This window comes from Usitatibacter palustris (assembly GCF_013003985.1).
GTDB lineage: Bacteria > Pseudomonadota > Gammaproteobacteria > Burkholderiales > Usitatibacteraceae > Usitatibacter > Usitatibacter palustris.
Genome location: NZ_CP053073.1, coordinates 916,634 through 930,916, shown reverse-complemented (window position 1 = coordinate 930,916; position 14,283 = coordinate 916,634). Strand labels below are relative to the sequence as shown.

General features: G+C 66.2%; 14 protein-coding genes. 2 read left to right on the top strand and 12 right to left on the bottom strand.

What is annotated here, in order from left to right:
* Positions 1-32: 32 nt before the first annotated feature.
* On the top strand, positions 33-143 hold the full coding sequence (locus DSM104440_RS19595; RefSeq protein ID WP_425509650.1) for a DUF7577 domain-containing protein: 111 nt from the start codon (positions 33-35) through the stop codon (positions 141-143).
* Positions 144-243: 100 nt separating this feature from the next.
* On the opposite strand, the gene DSM104440_RS04905 is transcribed toward DSM104440_RS19595, so the two are convergent.
* Positions 244-2,478: a patatin-like phospholipase family protein gene (locus tag DSM104440_RS04905; RefSeq protein WP_171160949.1), complete on the bottom strand. Its 2,235-nt coding sequence runs from the start codon at positions 2,476-2,478 to the stop codon at positions 244-246.
* A gap of 129 nt (positions 2,479-2,607) precedes the next feature.
* On the opposite strand from DSM104440_RS04905, the gene DSM104440_RS04900 reads away from it, so the two are divergent.
* Positions 2,608-3,006, top strand: a complete 399-nt coding sequence (locus tag DSM104440_RS04900; protein WP_171160948.1) for a hypothetical protein — start codon at positions 2,608-2,610, stop codon at positions 3,004-3,006.
* Here DSM104440_RS04900 and DSM104440_RS04895 read toward each other — a convergent pair whose 3' ends face one another.
* The 11 genes from DSM104440_RS04895 to ispC all read right to left on the bottom strand — a co-directional run bounded on the left by DSM104440_RS04895 (position 3,007) and on the right by ispC (position 14,251).
* Entirely contained in the window at positions 3,007-3,729 is a 723-nt protein-coding gene (locus tag DSM104440_RS04895; protein ID WP_171160947.1) for a queuosine precursor transporter, read from the bottom strand. It lies immediately after the preceding gene.
* Positions 3,730-3,891: 162 nt separating this feature from the next.
* On the bottom strand, positions 3,892-4,689 hold the full coding sequence (locus DSM104440_RS04890; RefSeq protein ID WP_171160946.1) for a TrmH family RNA methyltransferase: 798 nt from the start codon (positions 4,687-4,689) through the stop codon (positions 3,892-3,894).
* Entirely contained in the window at positions 4,689-5,279 is a 591-nt protein-coding gene (gene rnhB / locus DSM104440_RS04885) for a ribonuclease HII (RefSeq protein WP_171160945.1), read from the bottom strand. Before rnhB ends, DSM104440_RS04890 begins: the two co-directional genes overlap by 1 nt.
* Positions 5,276-6,409 (bottom strand): lipid-A-disaccharide synthase, encoded by a 1,134-nt coding sequence (gene lpxB, locus DSM104440_RS04880; protein ID WP_171160944.1) that lies wholly within the window; start codon positions 6,407-6,409, stop codon positions 5,276-5,278. Before lpxB ends, rnhB begins: the two co-directional genes overlap by 4 nt.
* A gap of 13 nt (positions 6,410-6,422) precedes the next feature.
* Positions 6,423-7,199 (bottom strand): acyl-ACP--UDP-N-acetylglucosamine O-acyltransferase, encoded by a 777-nt coding sequence (gene lpxA, locus DSM104440_RS04875; protein ID WP_171160943.1) that lies wholly within the window; start codon positions 7,197-7,199, stop codon positions 6,423-6,425.
* A 179-nt stretch (positions 7,200-7,378) separates the two neighbouring features.
* Complete coding sequence (gene fabZ, locus DSM104440_RS04870; protein WP_171165680.1) at positions 7,379-7,816, bottom strand: 3-hydroxyacyl-ACP dehydratase FabZ; 438 nt, start codon at positions 7,814-7,816, stop codon at positions 7,379-7,381.
* Positions 7,806-8,822 carry a UDP-3-O-(3-hydroxymyristoyl)glucosamine N-acyltransferase gene (lpxD, locus tag DSM104440_RS04865; RefSeq protein WP_171160942.1) on the bottom strand — a complete coding sequence of 339 codons (1,017 nt, stop codon included), beginning with the start codon at positions 8,820-8,822 and terminating at the stop codon, positions 7,806-7,808. The genes fabZ and lpxD overlap by 11 nt, the downstream gene beginning before the upstream one ends.
* A gap of 6 nt (positions 8,823-8,828) precedes the next feature.
* A complete protein-coding gene (locus tag DSM104440_RS04860; RefSeq protein WP_171160941.1) occupies positions 8,829-9,317 on the bottom strand; it encodes an OmpH/Skp family outer membrane protein in 489 nt (162 codons plus the stop codon).
* Between the two features lie 34 nt (positions 9,318-9,351).
* A complete protein-coding gene (gene bamA, locus DSM104440_RS04855; RefSeq protein ID WP_171160940.1) occupies positions 9,352-11,643 on the bottom strand; it encodes an outer membrane protein assembly factor BamA in 2,292 nt (763 codons plus the stop codon).
* Positions 11,644-11,651: 8 nt separating this feature from the next.
* Positions 11,652-13,025, bottom strand: a complete 1,374-nt coding sequence (gene rseP / locus DSM104440_RS04850) for an RIP metalloprotease RseP (protein WP_171160939.1) — start codon at positions 13,023-13,025, stop codon at positions 11,652-11,654.
* A complete protein-coding gene (gene ispC / locus DSM104440_RS04845) occupies positions 13,022-14,251 on the bottom strand; it encodes a 1-deoxy-D-xylulose-5-phosphate reductoisomerase (protein WP_171160938.1) in 1,230 nt (409 codons plus the stop codon). The genes rseP and ispC overlap by 4 nt, the downstream gene beginning before the upstream one ends.
* Between the last annotated feature and the right edge of the window lie 32 nt (positions 14,252-14,283).

Sequence of the window (14,283 nt, the reverse complement as noted above, 5' to 3'; positions counted from 1 at the left end):
AGGACCCCGGGCACGCCGAGCGCGCGCGCCTGATGATCGACGATTACCTCAAGCTGAACGCCAACGCATCGCCGTGGAATTGCGACGCGTGCGGCGAGGAGAACCCCGGCTCGTTCGAGCTGTGCTGGTCCTGCGGGAAATAAGTGGGGTCAGACTCGACTTAATTTAATTCTGTGGATAACTGGAGCCTGACCCCAGTTATCCACAGAATTAAATTAAGTCGAGTCTGACCCCACTTATTTTTTACGGCGTTCCGATGAACAGGTAGATCCGGCTCTTGCCGTTGGTGGAGTCGCCGTAACCGAGGTACACCGGACCGAAGAATGTATTGGCCGCGATGTATGCGCCGAACGAGTTCTGCCAGCCCTTCAGGTTCGGCTCGTTGATCGGATCCTTCATCCGCCCCGCTTCGATCATCGCGCCGGCGATCAGGTTGAGGCCGATCAGCGGCATCGGCTTGGTGAGGCGCCACTGTCCTTCGAGGCGTCCGTAGGTGTACTCCGAGCCCAGGATCTGGCCGTTGGCGAACCCCGAGAGACGGCGCGGCCCGCCCAGCGTGAAGATGTCGCTCAACGGAACGTCGGAGGAAGAGACCTTGCCGGCCTGGGCCGCGGCGACGAGCGTGAAGTCGCCCTTGCTGAGGGCAATCTCCCCGCCGCCCTCGGTGCGCCAGTAGGGCTTGAAGTCGTCGTCCTCGACGCCGTTCACGGCCGTCTTGCGCGCGTTGAAGTAATCGAGCGTGGCGCGATAGCCGCGCGTCGGGAAGAACGCCTGGTCCTGCGTGTCGAGATTGACGCTCGCCATGATGCCGCTCACGTCCTCGCCCACGTTCGGGAAGATCGAGAGGCCCGTGTCGAGCTTCGACTTCCCCTTGCGCCAGATGTAGCCCGCCTTCGCCTGCCCGTAGATGCCCAGGTTCACCCCGGCGTCCAGACCGATGTGCGATTCGCGGGTCCGGTATTCGGCCACGCGATCGCCGTCGAGGTAGAGGCCGAACTTGGACATCTGCGTGCTCACGTAGGGCCGCACGAACGTGAGCTGCCGGTAGTCGAGCGGCTGGTACAGCTCGGTGGCCAGGAGCTGCTCGCTGCCCAGCTGCGCGCCCACGAGCCACTCGCCGCCCAGCTTGTTGAGCCAGGTCTGACGGTAGAGGGCGCGGATGTTGTAGTCGGCCTCGCTCTCGAAGTCGGAGGCGAAGTTGAGGCCGAAGCGCACGTAGTCCGGACCCCACGGTTTCTCCACGGGCGTGATGCGCAGGATCGTCTTGTCGCGCTCGCGCGCTACGGAGTAGTCGAGGCCCTGCAAGTCGCCCTGGCTGTAGACCCACACGAGGTCATGGGCAAGCGCCTTCGCATCGAGCGGCTTGCCGACTTCCGAGCGCACACCCGCCTTGATGGAATCCGGGTTCACGAAGCGCGTGTCGCCGATCTGGACTTCGTCGATCGTCGGCGACTGCGCCGGCGCCGTGAAGCGCACGCTCGCGCGCCAATCGCGATACACGTGCGGCGGCGAGGAAAGTTTCTTCAGGCGGTCGATGACCTGCAGGGCGGCCTTGCGCCCCATCTCCGCACCTTCCATCTGGCGGCCGAAGTCCGCGGCCGTGAGGTCGCCGAGCTCGGGACGGATGTAGATGTCCTGCGGGCGCAGCAGCTCGAGCGAACGGGCGACGTTCTGCTCGGCGAGCAGGTTCACCATCTGCCCCACCACGCTCAGCACGCCGGTCACTTCGTCGGGCTTCATCATCGGCGAGCCCACGTTCACGGCGATCACTACGTCGGCGTTGCAGCGCTCGCGTACTTCGCCGATGGGTACGTTGTCCACGAGCCCGCCGTCGACGAGCTTGCGGCCTTCGCGCGTCACGGGGGCCAGCGCACCGGGCACCGACATGCTCGCGCGCATGGCCGAGGTGAGGTTCCCGGAGCGAATCGCCACGCGCTCGCCCGTGCCGATGTCGGTCGCGATCAGCGTGAGCGGCAGCGGCAGCTCTTCGATGGAGCGCTCGCCCAGATCCACGCGGACGAGCTGGTTGAAGAAGAGCTTGATCTTCTCGCCGGCGATCGCGCCTTCGCGGTAGCGCATGCCGTCCTTGCCCACGCCGAATTCCAGTCCCGAGAAGAAGCGGTCGTCGAGCTGCTTCCTGCGCAGGTTCACGAGGTCGCGCCCGGCGCTGTCGTCGAAGATCGCGGCCCAGTCGGTCTTGCGGATGAGCTCCTTCATCTCGGCAGGCGCAACACCGGCCACGTACGCGCCCGCCACGAGCGCCCCCATGCTGGTGCCGGCGACGCAATCGACCACGATGCGGTTCTCCTCGAGCACCTCGAGGATGCCCATGTGCGCGGAGCCGCGGGCGCCGCCTCCACCGAGCACGAGGCCGATCTTCGGACGGGCGGGCGGAGGGGTTTGCGCGAGCGCGGTTGCGGCGCACAGGGCAAGCAGTGCCAGCGCGGCGACGCGCCGGGCGGCGGAGGGCGATTTCACGGTCCGGATCCTGTCATCTGAGGGGTGCACGGTGCCATTTTGCCTGAGCGCGCTCGAAGGACCGGTGACTGTCGCGCCGCAAGGCTAGAATGGCGACAAAACCATCATACGAAGCTTGGGAGAAGGATCATGAGACGAATTGCCACCTGCCTGCTGCTCGCCGCCCCGCTCGCCTGGGCACAGAGCCCTTCCGACAAGCCGCCCGAGTCGTCCGTGCTGGTGAAGTGCGCCGAATGCGGCGTGGTGCGCAGCGTGAAGCGCGTCGAGAAGGAAACGCGCCCCACGGAGGTGGACAAGTCCAAGCCCTCGGGATTCGTCGCGACGATTCCGCTGGGCAAGGGAGCGGGCAAGCCCACGGTGGGCTCCTCCAACGACGCGCAGGAGAACGAGAAGCCGCCGGTCGTGAGCTACGAGATCATCGTGCGCCTGGACGACGGCCGCTTTCGCGTCGTGATCCAGGCCGAGGCCGACAACATCCGCGAAGGCGACCAGGTGAAGGTCGTCGAGGGCAAGGTCGTCATCCGCTGATCACACCTTCAGCGAGAACGGCGTGAAGTTGGTCTCGCGGTCGTAGTAGTCCTCGCCCTCGGCGCGCTTCAGGAACTTCACGATGGCGTAGGTCGCGGGCGTGAAGACGACCTCGACGGCCACTTTCGTGACGAACTGCGACGCCATCACCAGCGGCAGCTTGTCGTCGGGAATGATGCCGGTGCCCCAGAAGGCGAGCGGATAGAACAGCGCCGAATCCACCGCCTCGCCGACGATCGTCGAGCCGATGGTGCGTGACCAGAGCCACTTGCCCGCGGTGAGGATCTTCATCTTCGCGAGCGTGAACGAGTTCACGAACTCCCCGCACATGTAGGCAAACATCGAGGCGAGTGCGACGCGCCAGGCGTTGCCGAAGGCCACCTCGTAGGCCGCCTGGTTCTTCCAGAACGGCGCGGGCGGCAGCGAGACCACCACCCAGGCCATGAACGACGCGAACGCGAGCGCGGCGAAGCCCGCCCAGATGACGCGGCGCGAGCGCTTGTAGCCGTACACCTCGGTGAGGATGTCGCCGAACACGTACGAGATCGGGAAGAACAGCACGCCCGCGCCGAACGTGATCACGCCGACCAATGGCAGGTCGAGCTGCGAGGCCTTCGCCGGGCCGATCAGGTTGGAGCAGACGAGGATGGTGACGAACGCCACCATCACGAACTCGAAGTACTTGTACTGGCGTGGCGGTGCAGCGGCTTCTGGAGTTTTCATCGAGGTGGTCTCCGACTCGTTTGTTACTTGTTAAGGCGTTGGATCCGCAGATAAACGCGGATAAACGCAGATAAGGGCAACGACGGGCAAATGGTACATGGATGACTCGAAGCCGAACGCAGAATCGATGAGCTCCATTCTTCCATCGCCTTTCATCTGCGTTTATCCGCGTTTATCTGCGGATGATTGCCTTTGCCTCAGCGCCTCGAAGAGGGCAACCGAACCCGCGACTCCGGCGTTGAGCGATTCCATGCGTCCCGGCATCGGAATGCGAGCGCGCTTCGTGGCGGCGCGCATCAGCGATTCGCTCACGCCCGCGCCTTCGTTGCCGACGATGATCGCGAGGGGGCCTGTGAGGTCCAGGTCGTAGATCGATTCCTTCGCGCCGCCCGCGAGTGCCACCGACTTGCCGCGAAACGCCGCGAGCCAGGCCGCGAGGTCCGCGTCCTCGACGATGTTGAGCGCGAAGTGCGCCCCCACGCCCGCGCGGATCACCTTGAGCGACCAGGCGAAGGCGCAGGTCTTCGAGAGCATCACGTGGCCCGCGCCGACGGCCGCGGCACTGCGCAAAAGCGTGCCGACGTTGCCCGGATCCTGCACGTCCTCGAGCAGCACGACGAGGCTTGCATTCGCAGGGACCGCCACGCCTTCGGGCGTGGGTGCGGCGGCAATCACGCCCGTGGCCGAGTCGAGCGTCGAGAGCGCGTCAAAGAGCGCGTCCGAAATCACCGTGACGGCGGCCGGGTGCGCGCGGTCGGCGAGCGCGGCGACCTCGGCGCGTTCGAGCGCCGAACGGCTCACCATCAGCGAGTCGAGCTCGCGGCCCGAATCGAGGAACGCGGCAACGAGGTGCGCGCCCTCGAGCACCGAAAGCGCGCGGCGCTTGCGTTCCGCGGTGCTGGCGACGAGCTTCGCCATCGCCTTGTAGCCGGCGTTGTCGCGCGAGGTGATGGCCTTCATCAGAACGGGAGGCTCGCCTGCTGCAGCAAGGTGCGCACCGGGTCGAAGCTGCGGCGATGGATCTCGCAGGGACCGAGCATCGCAATGGCGAGCATGTGCTCGGGCGTGCAATAGCCCTTGTGCTTCGCGAAGCCGTAGCCGGGGAAGCGGTCCTCGAGCTGGCGCATCTCCGCGTCGCGCGCGGTCTTCGCGAGGATCGAGGCGGCGGAGATCGCGGGCACGAGGCTGTCGCCCTTCACGATCGCGCGGCAGGTCATCGCGAGCGGCGGATGGTAGAGGCCGTCGAAGCACACCTCATCGGGTGCGAAGGGCAGCGCCTCGACCGCACGGCGCATCGCGGCGAGCGTGGCCTGGAGGATGTTGATGCGGTCGATTTCCTCGACGCTCGCCGAAGCGATCGCCCAGGCGATGGCGTGCGCGCGGATTTCCACCGCCAGCTCCTCGCGTACTTCCGCGGTGAGCGTCTTGGAATCGGCCACGCCGTCGATGGGGTGATCCGGATCGAGGATGACCGCCGCCGCGTACACGCTGCCCGCCAACGGGCCGCGGCCCGCTTCGTCGACACCGCAAAGGCGCAGGCACGCGCTCACAGGTAGGGTTGCAGCGCGAGCGCGAGGCGTTCGTCGTGGCCCTGCGCGAGGCTGCGGTGCATGTCCGCGAAGCGATCGCGCAGCTTCTCGCGCGCGTCCTTGTGGTCGAGCCAGTTGCCCAGCGCTTGCGCGAGGTTCACGGGCGTCGCGTCGTCCTGCAGCAGCTCGGGGACGAGGAATTCGCCGGCGAGGATGTTGGGCAGGCCCACGTAAGGCAACAGGGCTTTGCGTTTCATCAGCCAGTAGGTGAGCTTGGGCATGCGATAGGTGATGACCATCGGGCAGCCTGCGAGCGCGGCTTCGAGCGTGGCGGTGCCGCTCGCGACAAGCGCGACATCGGCGGCGGTGAGTGCCAGGCGCGCGTGGCCGAAGAGGATCGTGAGCGGGAGCTCCTGCGCGCCCTTGATGTGCAGGCGCGTCTCGAAATAGTCGCGCGTCTCGCGCGTGGCGAGCGGCACGAAGAAGCGCACGTCGGGCCGCGTCTCGGCGAGCTTGCTCGCGGTGTCGATCACGAGGTCCGCATGTGCCTCGAGCTCGCTCATGCGGCTGCCCGGCAGCAACGCGACCGGCACTGCGAAGGACGGAAGGCGCAACTGCGCGCGCGCTTCGGTGCGATCCGGGTTCACCGGCATCGTATCGGCCAGCGGATGGCCCACGTAGCTCACCGGAATGCCCGCCTTCTCGTAGATCGCTTCCTCGAACGGGAAGATCGCGAGCATGCGGTCGACCGCGCGCTTGATGCCGTGGATGCGGTTCGCCCGCCACGCCCAGATCGACGGGCTCACGAAATGCACGGTGCGCGTGCCCGCGGCCTTGAGCTTCGCCTCGAGCGCCAGGTTGAAGTCGGGCGCGTCGACGCCGATGAAGAGGTCGGGCTTGTCGGCGAGCAGGCGCCGTGCGAGCTGCGAACGAATGCCGTGGATCTCGCGGAAATGCTTGAGTACTTCCACGTAGCCGCGCACGGCAAGCTTCTCCATCGGGAAAAGCGTGGTCGCGCCCTCGGCCATCATCTTCGGGCCGCAGATGCCGTAGAACTGGACGTCCGGATTGCGAGAACGAACCGCGCGGATGAGCGCAGCGCCGAGGAGGTCGCCGGAAGCTTCGCCTGCGACGATCGCGACGCGAGTCATTGTTCGATGGGCCTTAGCGCACGATGCCGCGCGTGGCGGTCCCGAGGAAGTCGACCAGCACCCGGACCTCGGGGGCGACCGCGGCCTGCTTCTCGAGCTCGGCGCGCGCTTCGGCGAACGTGAGGCCGGACTTGTAGAGCGTCTTGTACGCCTGCTTCAACGCGGAGAGCGCGGTCGGCGAGAAGCCGCGGCGCTTGAGGCCCTCGGCGTTGATGCCGTAGGGTGCCAGCGGGTTGCCGCCCACCATCACGTATGTCGGGATGTCCAGGAGCACCACACTCGAGACACCCGTCATGACGTGAGCGCCGATCTTCACGAACTGGTGCACGCCGGTGAAGCCGCCGAGCACGGTCCAGTCGCCCACGTGCACGTGGCCCGCGAGCGTGGCGTGGTTGGCGAAGGTCGTGTGGTTGCCCACGACGCAATCGTGCGCGACGTGGCAGTAGGCCATGATCCAGTTGTCGCTGCCGATGCGCGTGACGCCCGTGTCCTGCGTCGTGCCGCGGTTGAGCGAGCAGTACTCGCGAATCGTGTTGCGGTCGCCGATCTCCAGGCGCGTGGGCTCGCCCGCGTACTTCTTGTCCTGGTTGGCTTCGCCGATCGAGCAGAAATGGAAGATCTTGTTCTCGCGGCCGATCGTCGTGTGGCCGGTGATCACCGTGTGCGCGCCGATCGCCGTGCGGTCGCCGACCTCCACGTCGCAATCGACGACCGAGTACGGGCCGATGGAAACGTCTTTTCCAAGGCGCGCCTTGGGGTGAACGATGGCGGTGGGGTGGATGGTGGCCATTAGAACGGTGTCATCTAGAACGGTGTCATCTAGAACGGTGTCATCTAGAACGGTGTCATCAATATCGCAATGTCATCCTGAGGAGCGAAGCGACGAAGGACCTGCTTGAGGGGTTTAACAATTAAAACACTCAAGCAGGTCCTTCGGGTCTGCGACCCTCAGGATGACAGTTACGTTCGTTACTCCAGGCTCCTCAGCGCGCAAAGCAGCTCCGCTTCCGAAGCCACCTGCCCTTCGACCTTCGCGACCGCCTTGAACTTCACCATGCCGCGCGATTCGCGCACCTGCTCGACTTCGATCATCAGCGTGTCGCCGGGGACCACGGGCTTCTTGAAGCGCGCGCCGTCGATGCCGACGAAGTAGTAGACGTTCTTGCCGTCGTTCTTGATGCCGGCGGACTTGAGCGAGAGCACGGCCGCGGCCTGGGCCATCGCCTCGATGATCAATACGCCGGGCATCACCGCGTAGTGGGGAAAGTGCCCCTGGAAGAAGGGCTCGTTCATCGTCACGTTCTTCACCGCGACGATGCGCTTCCCGGGATCCATCTCGGTGACGCGGTCGATCAGCAGGAACGGATATCGGTGCGGGAGATACTGCTTGATCTCCTCAATGGTCATCGTGCTCACGGTCACTCTCCCCCCTTGCGCCGTGGCGAATGCGCGCGGCGTACTTCAACCAGTCTGCGTGTGGCATGAACGGCGCAACCGACGTGTAGACGCCGGGCTTGGTGATCGACTTCGTGATGAGCGTCATCGCCGACACCGTCACGCCGTCGCAGATCTGCAGGTGGCCCGTGATGCCCGCCTTGCCGCCGATGAGGCAGCGCTTGCCGATGCGCACGCTGCCCGCGATCCCGACGCAGCCCGCGATCACCGTATGCGCGCCGATCACGCAGTTGTGGCCGACCTGGATCTGGTTGTCGAGCTTCACGCCCTCTTCGATCACCGTGTCGTCGAGCGCGCCGCGGTCGATCGTGGTGTTGGCGCCGACTTCGACGTCGTCGCCGATGCGCACCGCGCCCACCTGCGGAATCTTCACCCAGCGGCCCGCGTCGGGCGCCATGCCGAACCCATCGGCACCGATCACCACGCCCGAATGCACGATGCCGCGCGCGCCGAGGCTGCAGCCTTCGTAGATCGTCACGCGCGGATGCAGGCGTGTGTCTTCGCCCACGGTCACGTCCTCGCCGAGGATGCAGCCGGCGCCGATGACCGCACGCTCGCCGACCTTCGCGCCGCGACCGATCACGACGAAGGCGCCAACCTCCGCGCTTTTCGCCACGCGCGCGGAAGCGTCGATCTGCGCGGTGGGATGGATGCCGGGAACGACCGCCGGCGCAGGGTTGAAGAGCGCGACGGTGCGGGCGTAGTAGGCGTACGGATTGGGCGTGACGATGCGCGGAAGGCTGGTCGCTTCGCGCTCGTCCGGGCCGAGGATCACGGCACCGGCCTTCGTGGCGGCAAGCTGGCTGCGATAGCGCAGGTTCGCGAGAAATGCGATCTGCGAGGGACCGGCGGATTCGAGCGTGGCCACGCCCGTCAGGGGCGCGGCGGCCTCGCCGACGGCTTCACCGCCGAGGCGCGCGACGATGTCGCGAAGGCTGAGGGAGGGCGGCGCGGCCAAGGCGGATCACTTGTCCGAGAGCGCCCGGATGACTTTGTCGGTGATGTCGATGCGGGTGCTCGCGAACACGGCCTCCTGCACGACAAGGTCGAACTTTTCCTGCTCGGCGATCTGGTTGATCACGCGCGTGGCGCGTTCCTGGACGCTCGCGAGCTCCTCGTTGCGGCGCAGGTTGAGGTCCTCGCGGATCTCGCGCTGCATGCGCTGGAAGTTGCGGCTGATGTCGGCGAGGGTGCGTTCCTTCTCGCGGCGCGCGCTCTCGGAGAGCGTCACGGTCTCGCGCTCGAGCTCCGTCTGGAGGTCCCGGCCCTGCTTTTCTATCTTGGAGAGCTCGGCGTTGCGTGCGGCGAATTCGCGCTCGAGCTTCTGCTGCGCGCGCTTGGCGGGCGTGGCCTCGCGGAACACGCGCTCGGTGTTCACGAAACCGATCTTCATCTCCACCGCGACCACCGGCAGCGCCAGGAGCGCCGCCATCCACAGGATCGCCAGTCTCATCACGTGCCTCGCAGTCCGGGGGCGTCCATGGCCCCTAGAATATCTTGCCCAGCTGGAACTGGAACCTTTCCGTCAGGTCCCCTTCCTGCTTCTTGATCGGGTAGCCCAGCGAGAACCGCAGCGGGCCCATGGGCGAATCCCATGCCACCGCCGCGCCGACCGATGCCCGCAGGTCCTGGGTCCTGATCTTTTCGCCCGGACCCCAGACGTTGCCCATGTCCATGAAGGCCCCCAGGCGAACATTCTTTTCCTTGTTGCCCGGCATCGGGAAGAGCACTTCGAAGTTCGCCACGAAGCGCCGGTCGCCGCCGAGGTTGTCGCCGTTGATGTCCTTGGGGCCCAGGCTCGCCGACTCGAAGCCGCGGATGCTGCCCGTGCCGCCGGCGTAGAAGTTCTTGAAGAACGGCAACGGCTTGTCCTTGTACCCGTCGGCCAGGCCGAATTCGGCGTTGGCGAAGAACGTGAGCCAGGGGAAGCGCTCGGGCGTCCACAGGTACTGGGTCTGGAAGGTCGCGCGGTAGTACGTGAGGTCCGCGGGCGGCAGGCCGACTTCGAGGGCGAATTCGTTGTACGTGCCGCGCGTGGGCCAGATCAGGCTGTCTCGGGTGTCGCGCGCGAAGGCGAAGTTGGTGCGGAACGTGTCCGACTTCTCGCCGAACTCGTTCACGAACTGCTGGTAGCGGATCGGGCTGAACGCGTCGATCGCGAGCTTCGTGATTTCGTACGTGAAGCCCAGCTGGAAGCCGTCGTACTCGGAGATCGGGACGCCGAAGCGCATGCCCGCGCCGGTCGAATAGGTGCGGTAGTCCGCGACCGAGAGGCTCTGGGTGTTCACGTCGCGGCGGAAGAAGTCGAAGCCGCGCGCCACGCCGTCGGCCGTCCAGTACGGGTTCATGTACGTGAACGAGTAGACCTTGTTCACTTCGCCGTTGTTCACCTGGAAGGCGAGCAGGTTGCCCGTGCCCAGGATGTTCGACTGCGACACCGAGGCCTGCAGCGTCACGCCTTCGGCGCCGGAGTAGCCCAGGCCGAAGGTGAACTGGCCGGTGTTGCGCTCGGTGACGTTGACGTTCACGTCCACCTGGTCGCTCGTGCCCGGAACGGCCGGGGTCTCGATGTTCACTTCCTGGAAGTAGCCGGTGCGCTGCAGCCGCTCCTTGGAGCGCGAGATCTTCTCGAGCGAATACCACGAGCTTTCGAGCTGGCGCATCTCGCGGCGCACGACCTCGTCCTGCGTCTTCTGGTTGCCCGCGACGTTCACGCGGCGCACATACACGCGCCGGCCCGGATCGACGAAGAACGTGAACACCGCCAGGCGCTTCTCGCGATCGACTTCGGGCACCGGGTTCACGTTCGCGAACGAGTAGCCGTCATTGCCGAGGCGGTCGGTGATTCGCTTGCTCGAATCGACGATTTTCTCGCGCGAGAAGGTGTCGCCCGGCTTGGCGAGCAGGAGTGCGCGGAGCTCTTCTTCCTTCACGATGAGGTCGCCGGCGAGCTTGATGTCGCCCAGGCGGTAGACCGGACCTTCGGTAATCACGATCGTGATGTAGATCTTCTCGCGATCGGGCGTGATCGAGACCTGGGTCGACTCGATGTTGAACTCGAGGTAGCCCTTGTTGAGGTAGTGCGAGCGCAGCGACTCGAGATCGGCCGTGAGCTGCTGCTTGGAATACTGGTCGTCCTTCGTCCACCACGTGAGCCAGCCGGGCGTGGTGAGCTTCATCGTGCGCAGGAGCTCGCGCTCGCTGAAATCCTTCGCGCCGATGATGTTGATGTCGGCGATCTTGGTGACGTCGCCTTCCTCGATGTCGAACCGCAGCGACACGCGGTTGCGTTCGAGCGGCGTGACGGTCGTGGTCACCTTCGCGCCGTAGTAGCCGCGGCTCGTGTACTGGCGCTTGATTTCCTTCTCGGCGCGGTCGAGCAGCGACTTGTCGTAGATCTTCGCCTCGGCGATGCCCGCCTGCTTCAGGCCGTCCTTGAGGTTGTCCTTCGTGAATTCCTTCGCGCCCTCGATGTCGATCTGCGCGATCGCGGGCCGCTCCTGCACGAAGACGATGAGGACATCGCCGTCGGCTTCGAGGCGAACGTCGGAGTAGAAACCGGTTGCATAGAGCGCCTTGATCGCACGCGCGGACTTTTCGTCGTCGATGCGGTCACCGACCTTGAGCGGCAGGTACGTGAAGACCGTGCCCGCTTCGGTGCGCTGCACGCCTTCGACGCGGATGTCGCGGATCGTGAACGGCTGCACGGCCTGCGCCGGCAGCGCTGCTGCGAGCATCCCGGCAAAGAACGCGAGGGACTGGAAGAGCCGGGGAAGCATCAAGGGGTTCAGCCGAAGAACAGTCGGTTCAGGTCGTTGTAGAAGGCGAAGAATGTGAGGCCCAGGAGGACCGCGATGCCTACGCGCTGCCCGATTTCCATGGTGCGCTCGGAGACGGGGCTGCCCTTCGCGATTTCGGCCAAATAATACACCAGGTGCCCCCCATCCAGCAGCGGAATGGGCAGGAGGTTGAGGACGCCGAGGCTCACGCTCACGAGGGCGAGGAAGCCCAGGAACGAGATCCAGCCCAGTTGCGCCGATTGGCCCGCATAGTCGGCGATCGTGATCGGACCCGAGAGGTTTTTCCACGAGACGTCGCCCACGATCATGCGGCCGAGCATCTTCAGGCTGAAAACGGAGAGATCCCACACCTTCGCGACGGCGCGCGTGGCCGATTCCACCGGCCCATAGCGCACGGTCGTGGTCATGCGGTCGTACTCGCGCTTGAGCTCCGGGCCCGCTTCGACGCCCAGGCGACCGGCGCGTGCCGCGCCCTCGCCCACGGCCTCGGGCACGGCGGTGAGCTCGAAGCGATGCGCGCCGCGCTCGACCTCGAGCCGCAGCGTCTTGCCCGCGCTGGCGCGGACTTCGGTGGTGAACGCGATCCACGTATCGACCTTGCGGCCGTCGATGCCGACGATGCGGTCGCCTTCGCGCAGCCCCGCGCGCTCCGCCGCGCCGCCCTTCACCACGCGGCCGATCGTCGCGCTCACCTGCGGCTGGTAGGGGCGAAGGCCGAGCTTCACGAGGAAATCCTGGTCGAGGTCGTCGGCGGTGAGGCCGCCCAGGTCGAGGCTGCGCACGCCGCGCGAGCTGCCGTCCGGGCCTTCGACCTGGACCGTCACCGTGCCGCGGCGCACCGCTTCCTTGAGCAGGTACCAGCGCACGTCGATCCACGTGTACACGGGCTCGTCGCCGATGGCGCGAACCGTGTCGCCGCTCTTGAAGCCCGCCTGGGCCGCCGCCGTGTTGGGCAGGGCATCGCCGAGCACGGGCTTGATGCCCGGCATGCCGGCGATGAACAGCGCCCAGTAGAGGACGAACGCCAGCAGGAAATTGGCCGCGGGGCCGGCGAGGACGATGAAGATCCGTGCCGCGACGCTCTTCTGGTTGAAGGCGCGGGGAATCTCGTGCGCGGGCACGTCCACCTCGCGCTCGTCGAGCATCTTCACGTAGCCGCCGAGCGGAATGGCCGCGAGCACCCACTCGGTGCGATCGGGTCCGAGCTCGCGCTTCCAGAGCGTCTTGCCGAAGCCCACGGAGAACCGCAGGATCTTCACGCCCATCAGGCGTGCGGCGAGGTAGTGGCCGTACTCGTGCACGACGACGAGCACGCCGACGGTGACGAGGAACGCGATGATCGTGACGAAGGCGGTGGTCATTTGACGGGTAGTCCGGCGGCGAGAACGTCGCCGCGAGCGAGCCGGGCGATGGAACGGGTGGCAAAGGCGCGTGCTTCGAGATCGGCGGCGTAGACCTGGTCCAGATCGTGCAGCTCTTCGACCGCGACTTCGGCCAGTGCGTTCTCGATCACGCGGGCGATGTCGGTGAATTTAAGGCGGCGGTTGAGGAAAGCCTCGACCGCGATCTCGTTCGCGGCGTTGAGCGCCGCCGGTGCCGTGCCGCCTTGCGCGATGGCTTCGGCGGCGAGGCCGACGCAGGGAAAGCGCGCCGGGTCGAGCGGTTCGAAATCGAGGCGGCCCACCGTGGCGAAATCGAGCGGCTCGGCACCCGAGGCGATGCGTTCGGGCCAGGCGAGCGCGCAGGCGATCGGCGTGCGCATGTCGGGCGCGCCCAGCTGCGCCACGACCGAGCCGTCGTGATATTCGACCATCGAGTGGATCACGCTCTGCGGATGGATCACGACTTCGATGGCGGCGAGCGGGCTCGCGAAGAGCCAGTGCGCCTCGATCACTTCGAGGCCCTTGTTCATCATCGTGGCCGAATCGACCGAGATCTTGCGGCCCATCACCCAGTTCGGATGCGCGCACGCCTGTTCGGGCGTCACGTGCGTGAGGCGCTCGGGCGGCGTGGTGCGGAACGGACCGCCGGAAGCGGTGAGGAGGATGCGGCGCACGCCGGCACGCTCGATCTCGCCCGCGCGCCCGCACGCGAATCCCCGCGGGAGCGATTGGAAGATCGCCGAGTGTTCGCTGTCGACCGGGAGCAGCGTCGCCCCACCTTCGGCCACCGCGCGCATGAAGAGCGGGCCGGACATGACCAGCGCTTCCTTGTTGGCGAGCAGCACCTGCTTGCCCGCGCGCGCGGCCGCGATGGTCGAGGGCAACCCGGCCGCACCGACGATCGCCGCCATCACGGCATCGACCTCGGGAAGTGTCGCGACGCGCTCGAGCTTGTCGGGGCCTTGCAGCACTTCGGTGTCGAGGCCGCGTTCCTTCAGGGCCGCGCGCAGGCGCTCCGCGCCCTGCTCGTCGGCGAGCACTGCGTACTTCGGTTTGTGCTCCGCGCACTGCGCGAGGAGCTTCGCGTCGTTCTTTCCGGCGGCGAGTGCCACGACTTCGTAGCGATCGGGGTGGCGCGCCACCACATCGAGCGTGTTCGCGCCGATGGAGCCGGTGGAGCCGAGTATCGCCAGTCTTTTTTTCATCTGCGTTTATCGGCGTTTATCTGCGGACATGA

What these genes read in the sequence shown, in the direction of transcription:
- DSM104440_RS04890 (WP_171160946.1), bottom strand. Translation starts at nt 4,689, where the DNA reads ATGAAGGCCATCACCTCGCGCGACAACGCCGGCTACAAGGCGATGGCG.
- bamA (WP_171160940.1), bottom strand. Translation starts at nt 11,643, where the DNA reads ATGCTTCCCCGGCTCTTCCAGTCCCTCGCGTTCTTTGCCGGGATGCTC.
- ispC (WP_171160938.1), bottom strand. Translation starts at nt 14,251, where the DNA reads ATGAAAAAAAGACTGGCGATACTCGGCTCCACCGGCTCCATCGGCGCG.
- DSM104440_RS04900 (WP_171160948.1), top strand. Translation starts at nt 2,608, where the DNA reads ATGAGACGAATTGCCACCTGCCTGCTGCTCGCCGCCCCGCTCGCCTGG.
- fabZ (WP_171165680.1), bottom strand. Translation starts at nt 7,816, where the DNA reads ATGACCATTGAGGAGATCAAGCAGTATCTCCCGCACCGATATCCGTTC.
- DSM104440_RS19595 (WP_425509650.1), top strand. Translation starts at nt 33, where the DNA reads ATGATCGACGATTACCTCAAGCTGAACGCCAACGCATCGCCGTGGAAT.
- lpxA (WP_171160943.1), bottom strand. Translation starts at nt 7,199, where the DNA reads ATGGCCACCATCCACCCCACCGCCATCGTTCACCCCAAGGCGCGCCTT.
- rseP (WP_171160939.1), bottom strand. Translation starts at nt 13,025, where the DNA reads ATGACCACCGCCTTCGTCACGATCATCGCGTTCCTCGTCACCGTCGGC.
- DSM104440_RS04860 (WP_171160941.1), bottom strand. Translation starts at nt 9,317, where the DNA reads ATGAGACTGGCGATCCTGTGGATGGCGGCGCTCCTGGCGCTGCCGGTG.
- lpxB (WP_171160944.1), bottom strand. Translation starts at nt 6,409, where the DNA reads ATGACTCGCGTCGCGATCGTCGCAGGCGAAGCTTCCGGCGACCTCCTC.
- DSM104440_RS04895 (WP_171160947.1), bottom strand. Translation starts at nt 3,729, where the DNA reads ATGAAAACTCCAGAAGCCGCTGCACCGCCACGCCAGTACAAGTACTTC.